Origin of the sequence: Corallococcus terminator (assembly GCF_003611635.1) — a bacterium.
Taxonomy (GTDB): Bacteria; Myxococcota; Myxococcia; order Myxococcales; family Myxococcaceae; genus Corallococcus; species Corallococcus terminator.
In genome coordinates this window covers 1-9,734 of the sequence record NZ_RAVZ01000355.1, presented here as the reverse complement: position 1 = coordinate 9,734, position 9,734 = coordinate 1, and the positions used below count along the sequence as shown (strand labels likewise).

The 9,734-nt window shown below is 69.5% G+C and carries 8 protein-coding genes; 6 read left to right on the top strand and 2 right to left on the bottom strand.

Annotation, left to right across the window (positions count from 1 at the left end; all coding sequences use genetic code 11):
• Positions 1–134 precede the first annotated feature (134 nt).
• The 6 genes from D7V88_RS34385 (at position 135) to D7V88_RS34360 (ending at position 8,511) form a co-directional block, all read left to right on the top strand.
• Positions 135–659 carry a hypothetical protein gene (locus D7V88_RS34385; protein WP_120544839.1) on the top strand — a complete coding sequence of 175 codons (525 nt, stop codon included), beginning with the start codon at positions 135–137 and terminating at the stop codon, positions 657–659.
• Positions 656–1,693 (top strand): exopolysaccharide biosynthesis glycosyltransferase EpsD, encoded by a 1,038-nt coding sequence (gene epsD, locus D7V88_RS34380; RefSeq protein WP_120544838.1) that lies wholly within the window; start codon positions 656–658, stop codon positions 1,691–1,693. Before D7V88_RS34385 ends, epsD begins: the two co-directional genes overlap by 4 nt.
• A 5-nt stretch (positions 1,694–1,698) precedes the next feature.
• The gene (gene epsC, locus D7V88_RS34375; protein ID WP_208726643.1) at positions 1,699–2,235 is read left to right on the top strand and encodes a serine O-acetyltransferase EpsC; all 537 of its coding nucleotides are present in this window, start codon (positions 1,699–1,701) and stop codon (positions 2,233–2,235) included.
• 174 nt (positions 2,236–2,409) lie between these two features.
• Entirely contained in the window at positions 2,410–4,587 is a 2,178-nt protein-coding gene (gene epsB / locus D7V88_RS34370) for a GH44 family glycoside hydrolase EpsB (protein ID WP_120544841.1), read from the top strand.
• A 9-nt stretch (positions 4,588–4,596) separates the two neighbouring features.
• Positions 4,597–5,400, top strand: a complete 804-nt coding sequence (gene epsA, locus D7V88_RS34365; RefSeq protein WP_120544836.1) for an exopolysaccharide biosynthesis glycosyltransferase EpsA — start codon at positions 4,597–4,599, stop codon at positions 5,398–5,400.
• Positions 5,401–5,658: 258 nt separating this feature from the next.
• Entirely contained in the window at positions 5,659–8,511 is a 2,853-nt protein-coding gene (locus D7V88_RS34360) for an Ig-like domain-containing protein (RefSeq protein WP_120544835.1), read from the top strand.
• 86 nt (positions 8,512–8,597) lie between these two features.
• On the opposite strand, the gene D7V88_RS34355 is transcribed toward D7V88_RS34360, so the two are convergent.
• Together D7V88_RS34355 and D7V88_RS34350 are read right to left on the bottom strand one after the other, a co-directional pair.
• Entirely contained in the window at positions 8,598–9,074 is a 477-nt protein-coding gene (locus D7V88_RS34355; RefSeq protein WP_120544840.1) for a cupin domain-containing protein, read from the bottom strand.
• A 28-nt stretch (positions 9,075–9,102) separates the two neighbouring features.
• Positions 9,103–9,483 carry a helix-turn-helix domain-containing protein gene (locus D7V88_RS34350; RefSeq protein WP_120544834.1) on the bottom strand — a complete coding sequence of 127 codons (381 nt, stop codon included), beginning with the start codon at positions 9,481–9,483 and terminating at the stop codon, positions 9,103–9,105.
• Between the last annotated feature and the right edge of the window lie 251 nt (positions 9,484–9,734).

Sequence of the window (9,734 nt, the reverse complement as noted above, 5' to 3'; positions counted from 1 at the left end):
CCGGAAGCCCTCACCCCGGCTCCCACAGGGGGTGTCAGTGATGACAGCAGACCATTGGCGCGCTCCTTCGCTCGCCCGCCCACCCGGGTCGTTGGGTCGTGACGCCTCCATGCGTTATACCGTCCGCGCCTCCTATGTCCGCCGATTCGAGCCCGCCCTCAGCTCCCGAGGAGACCCCACCGGCCAGCGCCGTGCCGTCCGCGGAGCTGTCGCGGCTGTGGTTCGCGCTGGATCGCCGCGCGTGGACCTTCCTCACCGTCGTCCCGGCCCACCCCGGCGCGCCCGCGCTGGACGCGGCCCAGGCGCTGATGGAGGCCGGTTCGCCCTACCCGGAGCCGCCGCTGCGGCTGGTGGACGCCACCGGCATCGAACCCGCGGGCGCGCCCCGGCTGGTCCAGGAAGTGCGCCGCCGCGTGGAGCAGGGCGAACGGGTCATCGTGGTCATCGACTCGCTGCTCACCCACCCGGCCAGCCTGCCGCTGGCCCTGGCCGCGGACACCGCGCTCTTGTGCATCACCCTGGGTGAGACGGACTTCGGCTCCGCGGAGAAGACGCTGCGCCTCGTGGGCGCGGACCGCTTCGCCGGCAGCGTCACCTTCCCGCGCCCTTCCAAGAAGCAGCGCCGCGCCGACAGCGACAAGAAGAAGAAGAAGCCATGAGCCCTTCCGCCTCCTCCGCCGCGCCGGCCCCCCGGCTCAGCGTCGTCATCGCCACGTACAACCGGCTGCCCCTCATCACGCGGCTGCTCCAGCAGCTCGCCGGCCAGACGCTGCCGCCCGGGGACTTCGAGGTCGTCGTGGTGGACGACGGCTCCGCCACCGACGTGCGCGGGCCGCTGATGGAATTGAAGCTGCCCTACGCCCTGCGCGTGGAGGTGCAGCAGAACGCGGGCGCCGCCGCCGCGCGGCACCGGGGCGTCATCGCCGCGAAGGGCGCCGTGGTGCTCGTCACCGACGACGACATGCAGGTGGCCTCCGACTTCCTCGCGCGCCACCTCACGCACCACCCGGAGGGCTCGCGCAACGTCGTGCTGGGCCGCATCCGGCCGGACCCCGAAATCGGCGACATGCCGCTGTTCGAGCGCTGGTACGCGCACCTCAACAACCGCATGGCCGAGGAGCTGTCCGTCCCCGGCGCGAAGGCGCGCGGCAACCACCTGTACACCGGCAACGTGTCCTTCCCCCGCGCGGACTACGTGGGCGTGGGCGGCTTCGACAAGACGCTGGGCCAGTCCGAGGACGTGGAGCTGGGCGTGCGCCTGGAGAAGGCCGGCTGCGCGTTCCTCTTCGCCCCGGACGCGTACGTGCTGCACGGCAGCGACCACGTCAGCTTCGAGAAGTGGATCCGCCGCGCGCACCGCTACGGCATGTTCGACACCCACGTGTCCGTGAAGCACCCGGACGTGAAGGGCGTGAACCCGTGGCGCCTGCTCTTTGAAACCAACCTCCTGTCGCGCCCGCTGCTGGCCTCCGCGGTGGTGGCGCCGGAGGCGTCGCGCCGGCTGACCCACGCGGTGGTGAACGCGTCCACGATGGCGGACAAGCTGGGCCTCAAGGGCGCCGCGTTCGCGGGGACGTCCGTCGCGTACGGCATGGAGTACCTGCGCGGGGCCCGCACAGAGGCCGGCGGCCTGCGGGGCATCGCGAAGGGCATCGCGCGCTACCTGCAGGGCCGGGGAAATCCCCAAGGATGAAGACCATGATCGGAGCCCTCATCTCGGACGCGGTGGAGATGGCGAAGGCCGCCACCGGCAACTCCGACGCGAAGTCGCTGGCCAAGGTGGTGCTGACCAGTGATTCGTACCGCATCACCGCGCTCAACCGCGCGCGCGAGGCGGCCATCACCTTCCGCATCCCGCTGCTCAACCACGTGCTGCGCGTGGCGCAGACGGCGGTGATGGGCATCGAGATTGGCAAGGACGTGACGCTGGGCAAGGGCGTGTACTTCGTGCACAGCCTGGGCATCGTCATCGGCGGGGACGCGCGCATCGGCGACCGCGTGCGCTTCTACGGCAACAACACCGTGGGCACCGCCAAGGACAACGGCTACCCCACCATCGAGGACGACGTCTGGATTGGCGCCGGGGCCCGCATCCTGGGGCCGGTGCGCATTGGCGCCCGTTCACGCATCGGGGCGAACGCCGTGGTGCTCCAGGACGTGCCGCCGGACAGCGTCGCGGTGGGCATCCCCGCGCGCATCTTCCCGCGCAAGGACCAGGACGAGGTCGCGCTGTAGTCGCGGCCGGTCACTGGAGTAACGGTCGGTCGTCGCAGTCGCGGTCGGCCGATGAAGTCGGTCGCTGGAGTGACGGTCGGCCGGTGGGGTCACGGTCGGTCGCTGGAGTGGCAGTCGGTTGCTGGAGTCGAAGTCGGCGGTGGTTTCGTGCCGGGGGATGCGTTGAAGAAGGTCATGGCTGACAGTGCGAAGCAGACGCGGTGGAAGCGGAACGTCATCCTCACGTGCGTGGTGCTCGGAAGCAGCGCCGGCGTGGCGATGGCCCAGCAGGGCGCCGCCGCCGCGAAGGACGCCCAGCCAGCGACGACGCCCGCCGCGCCGCAGGACCCCACCGCCTCCGTGGTCATCTACGACGGCGGCCTGAAGCCCGGATGGAAGGACATCGGCTGGGCGCCTCGCGAGCTGCCCAAGAGCGCCCCCGCCCGCCTGCGGATGTTCAACTACGGCGGGTGGATCCTCTACCAGCCGAAGCTCGGGGGCGCGTATGGCGCGCTCACCTTCCGCTTCACCGCCCCGGAGTCCTACGGCGAGTTCCTGGATGTGCGCCTGGACTCGCCCGGCGCCGCCGTGTTCCCCCACGTGCGGATCAGCCCGGAGTTCATCGTCAAGAAGGACCGCGAGTGGGCGGAGGTCGTCGTCCCCATGGAGGTCCTCAACCCGCGCAGCCTCCCCTTCGACCGGTTGGTGATGCGCGCGTCGAAGGACGTGGCCCGCGACTGGGTGCTCTTCGACAAGGTGGCCCTGGTGCCGCTGTCCCCGGAGATCGCCGCCGCGCGCGCCGCGGGCGGTGGCCGAGCAGGCCGGGGCGCGGGCAAGGAGTCGAAGATGGTCATCGACTGCGCCGCCCCTTCGCGCCCCATCAGCCCGCTCATCTACGGCATCGCGCTGGACGGCAACCGGGAGACGCAGGACACCCACCAGTGGAAGCTGGGCGCCACCATCCGCCGCTGGGGCGGCAACCCCACGTCCCGCTACAACTGGAAGCTGGGCCGCGCGTGGAACACCGGCAACGACTGGTACTTCCGCAACGTGCAACTGGGCTTCGGCGCGGATGACTTCCTGGAGTCCAACCGCAAGAACAACACCCAGTCCGCGCTCACGCTGCCCCTGATTGGCTGGGTGGCCAAGGACACGTCCTCCGTCGGCTTCCCGGTGTCGGAGTTCGGCCCGCAGCAGGCCGTGGACGAAACGGAGCCCGCGGGCGGCAACGGCATCCGCCGCGACGGCACGCCCCTGCCCCCGGGCCTGCCTGCCACCACCAGCATCCAGGCCCCGCCGGAGTTCATCTCCGACTGGGTGCGCTCCCTGCGCGAGGCCGACTCCAAGCGCGGCGGCGCGCGCGGCGTCCACATGTACATCCTGGACAACGAGCCCGCCCTCTGGAGTTCCACGCACCGGGACGTGCACCCCGAACCGCTGGGCTACGACGAGCTGCTCAAGCGCACCATCGACTACGGCACCGTCGTGCGCCGCGCGGATCCAGAGGCCGTCATCGCCGGCCCCGCGGAGTGGGGTTGGACCAACTACTTCTGGTCCGCCGCCGACTTCGCCCCCGGCCGCCCGCCGTACACCGACCGGCGCGCCCACGGCGACGTGGCCCTGCTGCCCTGGTACCTGCGCTCGCTGCGCGACCACGAGAAGAAGACGGGCGTGCGCGTGCTGGACGTGGTGGACGTGCACTTCTACCCGCAGAGCAACGTGGGCCTGGGCCTGGAAGGCGCCACCGACCCGGACACCAACGCGCGGCGGATCCGCTCCACGCGCGCGCTGTGGGACCCCACCTACAAGGACGAGTCCTGGATTGGCGAACCCATCCAGCTCATCCCCCGCGTGAAGCAGTGGATCGCGGAGAACTACCCCGGCCGGGGCATGTCCATTGGCGAGTACAACTTCGGCGCGCTCAAGCACATGAGCGGGGGACTCGCGCAGGCGGAGGCCCTGGGCCGCTTCGGCCAGCAGGGGCTCACCTCCGCGTTCTTCTGGCAGTACCCGCCGGACAGCAGCCCCACGTTCTGGGCGTTCCGCGCGTACCGCGACTTCGACGGCAAGGGCGGCCGCTTCCAGGACATCTCCCTGCCCACCACCGCGCCGGAGGGCACCAGCCTCTTCGCGTCCCGCGATGCGTCCGGCAAGAAGCTCACCGCCGTGCTCCTCAACTTCGATCCCGAACAGGCCGCCCAGGCGCAGTTGGAGTTCAAGGGCTGCGGCACGCTCAACACCGTGCGCGTGCTGGGCTACTCGGGCGCGCCGGGTGGCTTCACCGAACAGGCCACCGGAACGAAGGCCGAACAGGCCCTGTCACAACGCCTTCCCCCCTACTCCATCACCGTGCTCGACCTCACGGTGAAGTGAGACGCTGCCTTGACCACCGCACACGCCCCCGCCGCCGCTTCTCCCCGCCCGCGCCTGAGCATCGGCCACCTCGCCATCGACCAGCTCACGTTCCCGGAGGCCGTGCAGGCCATCGGGGACCTGGTGGACGCGCACCAGGGCGGCTACGTCTTCACCGCCAACGTGGACCACGTGGTGCTGGCGGAGACGAACACGCGCTTCCGTGACGCGTACTCCAAGGCCACCATCTCCGTGGTGGACGGCATGCCCATCGTCTGGGCTTCGCGCATGCTGGACGTGCCCCTGCCTGAGCGCATCGCCGGCTCCGACCTCATCCTCCCCCTGGTGAAGCTGGGCGCCGAGCGCAAGTGGCGCATCTTCCTGCTGGGCGCCGGCCCCGGCGTCGCGGAGAAGGTGGGCCGCCAGTTCCAGGCGCAGTACCCCGGCATCGAGGTCGTGGGCTGGGACTCGCCCATGGTGAACCTGGACGCGGGCGACGCGCAGAATGATCCCATCGTGGCGAAGATCCGCGAACAGGACCCCCACCTGCTCTTCGTCGCCCTGGGCAGCCCCAAGCAGGAGGTGTGGATTTCGCAGGTGGCCCAGAAGCTGGGCCCCACGGTGGCCATCGGCATCGGCGCGGGGTTCGACTTCATCGCCGGCACCGCCAAGCGCGCCCCGGAGTGGATCGCCAAGGCCGGCTTCGAGTGGCTCTACCGCCTCACCAACGAGCCCAAGCGCCTGTGGCGCCGCTACATCCTCAACGACTCCCAGTTCGGCGTCATCCTGCTGCGCGAGCTGTGGCAGCGCACCAGCGGTAAACAGGGAGAGTGAGTCTCAACAGACTCGCTCGCTTGGTTGTATGTCCTTGAATTCAGGGCTTGAAGGTCTTTGCCCCACCCTGGACATTTCCAGCCAAGCTACAGTATTCTAGCCCCGCACGTCTTTTGGGCGGGGCGCTTCCTTCCAGTCAGACATCGGACCGAACCACCGGGGCGCCAGCAGTGACGCGCGGGTGGGCGGGCCGGCGTGTGTCCGGGGGGCCGGCGTTTCCGCGTTCGGGGCGTGCTCACCCACACCTCGGATGCATCCATGACATCTGCCGTCTCCCGTTCGTCGCCCCGTTGGGCGGCGCGCCTCGCCGTGTTCGCGGCGCTGCTGCTGTCGGCCTTCAGCCTGCCGGCGGCCGCTGCCACCAACACGGAGGCCACGCAGAAGGCCATCCAGTTCTTGAGCGCGGACGTGGCCAGTTGGACCACGTCGCAGAACTGCATCGCGTGCCACCGTCAGGGCGCGGCGGTGTTCGGCCTGTCGAGCGCCAAGGCCAATGGCTACAACATGGCCCAGACCACCCCCTCCACCGGCCGCACCATCCTGGGCAACCTGGAGTTCATCTCCGGGCGCATCAAGACGGACCAGAAGCCCGCGGGGAACTGGCTGCACGAAGGCACCGCCTACCCGAACTCGAAGACGAGCTGGGCGTCGTTCGGCCTGGCGGGCTACGACCAGTACGTGTCCACCCAGTACAGCAGCTCGCTGGTGATGGCGGCCAACTGGGCGCTGGGCATCCAGCAGGCCAGCGGCCGTTGGCCGGAGGACCACAGCGGCTTCCCCGTGAATCACGGCAACGTGCCCATCACGGCGCGCTACATCGTGATGCTCGCGCAGGCGAAGCAGCGCGTGGACCCGGCCAAGGCGGCGCAATACCAGACGGCCATCGACAAGGCGGCGGCGTACCTGCGCGCCAACCTCAACAACAACGACACGTCCGTCGTCGGCGACGGCATGCCGTACATCTTCCAGAAGTCCTGGGCCATCGTGGGCCTGAAGGCCGCCGGCGCGGGCACCAACAACGTGAACACGGCCGCCATCACCACCCTCGCGAACCAACTGACGGCGATGGCGCCGGTGGGCGGCAAGGGCTGGGGCAGCCTTCCCACGAACGCGTCCAACGACTTCGACACGGGCATCACGGTGTATGCGATGTGCCTCGCGGGCCTGGAGCCGGCCAGCAACGCGCGGCTGTTCAATGCGATTGAATGGCTGAAGTCGCGGCAGGCGGCGGACGGGAGCTGGGGTTCGGGCACGGCGACGCCGGACATCCCGACGACGTTCGCGTCGCTGGGCCTCGCGTGCTTCGGTGACTTCAGCGTGGAGGTGTCCGTCGTGGGCGAGGACACGAAGATGTTCCCCATCTACGACCCGGCCCTCCAGGAGACGACCTACACGTTCAAGGTGAAGAACCACGGCTATCAGGCGGACACGTACACGCTGAGCGCCGCGGGCGGCCTCCCCGGTTGGACGGCCACGCTGAACCGGCCCACGGTGTTCCTGGCGTCGGGTGCGGAGTCCACGGTGACGCTGACCGTGCGCGCCCCGGCGAACCTGCTGCCGTCGCTGCTGTCGGAAGTCACCGTGAAGGCCGCCTCCGGTGGAGCACCGGGCGTGTCGGCCTCCGCGCGCGTGCGCACGTACACCCCGCCGCCTCCTCCGGTGACGGGCCGCGCGACGACCACCAGCATCCTGACCCCCGCCGCGAACGCGCAGCTCACCATTGGCCAGGCGACGCTGCTGTCGGCCCGGGTGGTGGATGCGACGAACGTCGTGGTGAAGGGACCGCTGAAGGGTGTCGTGACCTTCTTCGTGGCCGGTGTCGCGATTGGCGCGGATGACGACGCGGATGGCGACGGCGTGTTCTCCCTGCCGTGGAGCCTCTCCACGGACACGTGGACCGTCACGGGCGCGCAGGACTACCGCGCGGTGTATTCGGGTGTGACGCTGGCGACGCCGCCGAACCTGCTGGGCAGCACGGCGGCCCAGACGCTCATCATCAATGCCTATCCGTACACGCCGCCCGAAATCATCATGGGCAACCAGCCCGCGTTCATCCGGGAGACGACGCTGTCCGTGTGGGGCTTCGTGAAGCCCGCCACCAACGGCGCGGTCATCACCTACGCGGCCTTCATCGTGAACGGCGGCGCGCCGGTCGTGGTGACCCCCGAGGCGAGCGGTGGCCTTGTCTACACGCCGGTGGAATTGGTGGAAGGCCCGAACATCATCCAGCTCACCGGCCGCGACAACCTGGGCGGCATCAACACGAAGCAGATCAACCTCACGGTGGACCGCATCCCGCCCGTCATCACCATCCAGTCGCCGGTGCAGGGCCAGGTGGTGGGCACGGCCATCGTGGATGTCACCAGCCTGATTGATGAGCAGACGCCGACCCGCGTGGAGACGCAGTGGGTGAACAGCACGCTGTTGGAGTTCGGCACCGGCACGGTGACGCACCCGGTGAGCATGCCCAACTTCGGCGAGCAGGGCATCCTGGTGCGCGCCACAGACTCCGCGGGCAACGTGACGGAGGCCGTGGTGCATGTGTTCGTGGACGCCGGCACCCCCACCGTGACGACGGACCCGGCGGACGGGGCCACCTTCGGGCCTCGCGCCAACCACACGCTGCCGTATGTGATTCGCGTGTCCTCCATGTCCGCGACCACCGTGAAGCTGGGCAGCCAGATGTTCCAGCTTCCGCGCGGCGGCGGGGAAATCCAGACGTCGGTGGTGCTGGCGTCGGGCGTGAACACGCTCACCATCGACGTGACGAACGAGGCGGGCCGCACCGTCCGCGCCACACGCACCGTGCGCTATGACACGCAGGCGCCCACGGCCACGCTCCTCACGCCGGTGCCCAACGGCACGGCCAGCGGTGTCATCACCCTGTCGGCCCGGGTGACGGATGCACTGAGCAGCATCAAGAACGTGGCGTTCACGCGGGACGGCTCCAGCATCCGCGCCGGCACGCTCCAGCCGAACGGCACGTGGACCGCGGAGCTGGACACCCGCGAGCTGCTGGATGGGACGCACACCGTGGATGTCTGGATGACCGACGCGGTGGACAACTTCGTCATCCAGAGCTTCAGCTTCACCGTGAAGAACAACCCCTGAGCCCCTGACAGGGATTGATGCACCACGAAGCGGGGCGGGAGGTCTTCACGGGCCTTCCGCCCCGTTTGTCCTTTCCAGGGCGGACGTCAGCGCTTCGACAGCCGGCGGATCATCGCTTCGTGCGCGGGATGGCGGGCCACGATGGCCTCCGCGTCCGGCAATTCGAAGTCCGCGAACTCAAACCCTGGCGACACCGTGCAGCCCACCAGCGTGTACCCACCCAGCGTCTCCGCCGCCTGGAGCACGCCCGCGGGCACCAGCACCTGCGGCTGCTCGCCCTTCATCACATCCCGGCCCAGCACCGCCGTCTCCAGCCGGCCGTCCTCGTGCATCAGGTGCAGCGCCAGGGGTTCCCCGTCGTGGAACAACCACAGCTCATCCGCCCCCACCACCCGGTGCCAGGCGGAGAAGATGCCCTGGGTCAGCAGATAGTAGATGGCCGTCCCCGCCGACCTGCGCCCCCGGAGCGTCTGCACCTGGAAGGCCGCACGGTAGGTCTCCCGGTAGTAGCCCCCCTCCGGATGGGGTTTGAGGTCCAGCCTGCGCACCAGTTCTTCGACCATGGTGGCCACAGTCTAACGCCTCACACTCTCAGGGCTTCTTCTTCTGCTGCTGCATCGCGGACGCCACCAGGTTCATCAGCTTGAGTTGGACCGGCGTCAGACGCCGCAGGTTCCGCAACAGCCTGCGCATCTCCGGCGGCTCCTCGTCGCTGCGCGCCCGGACCTTCTCCTTCGGCGGCGGGGCCGCGAACTCCTCGCCCAGGCCCAGCATGTTGTGCGGAGGGATGTTCAGGACGACGCACAGACGGCGCAGGTTCTGCACGCTCGGCAGCATGTGCCCGCGCTCCAGCCGGCCATACACTTCCGACGCCATGCCGATGCGGTCCGCCACGTCCGCCTGGGTCAGGCCCATCCGCACTCGCACCGTGCGCGCCGCAGCGCCCAGGATGCCCGCCAGTTCAGTGTCCATGCCTTGCCAGTCCCCGGTAGGTAGCGCCCCCATGGCCGCGGGCGCACCGCATAACCCTGAAGGTCGGGTCATGTCACCATACCCCTGGCGTTTTTTCTCCCCCTCTTTTCACCCCCTCGGCCACCGGATTCCCATCTGGGAGCGAGAAGGGATGGCCCCTCGAATCCGGCGTGGCCCATGGGCTTCGCGGACCCGACCCGCCAGGTCCAACCGGCCACCCCACCCGGTCCCCCTCGCGGAAGGCCCTGTCA